Origin of the sequence: Streptomyces sp. SID12501, from assembly GCF_010550245.1 — a bacterium.
Taxonomy (GTDB): domain Bacteria; phylum Actinomycetota; class Actinomycetes; order Streptomycetales; family Streptomycetaceae; genus Streptomyces.
On sequence record NZ_JAAGLU010000951.1, the window covers coordinates 1 to 400 of the forward strand.

Annotated in this window: 1 pseudogene; it reads left to right on the plus strand. The window is 75.0% G+C overall.

Annotated elements, in window-relative coordinates:
- Window positions 1–400: pseudogene (locus tag G3I71_RS49285) on the plus strand (FAD-dependent oxidoreductase); the annotation flags it as partial.

Consider the following 400-nt stretch of genomic DNA (forward strand, 5'->3'; position numbering starts at 1 on the left):
TCCGGCGTACTGGCCATGGCGAGCCTCGACAACCGGTGGAGCGCCCTGGCGGACGAGCGGGGTCCCGTGGTGAGCGGACTCGTCCCGGTCGGGGACGCCCTGACCCACACCAACCCGACCCTGGGGCAGGGCACCTCGCTCGCCCTGTGGGCCGCGCACCGGGTGGCCCGGTCGGCGCACCGGGAGCCGGGAACGCTCCGCTTCGCCGCCGAGTACCACGACTGGGCCGTCCTTACGCTGAAGCCCTGGTTCGACTTCCAGGTCGTCGCCGACTCGGCCATCGGGGAGCGCTTCGCGACCCGCGCGGGCCGTACGGGAACGGCGCGCGAGGTGGCCGCGCTGTTCGACTGCGCGCTGGAGGCCCTGGAGGCGATGCGGGCCCGCGCGAAGGTCCGCCACC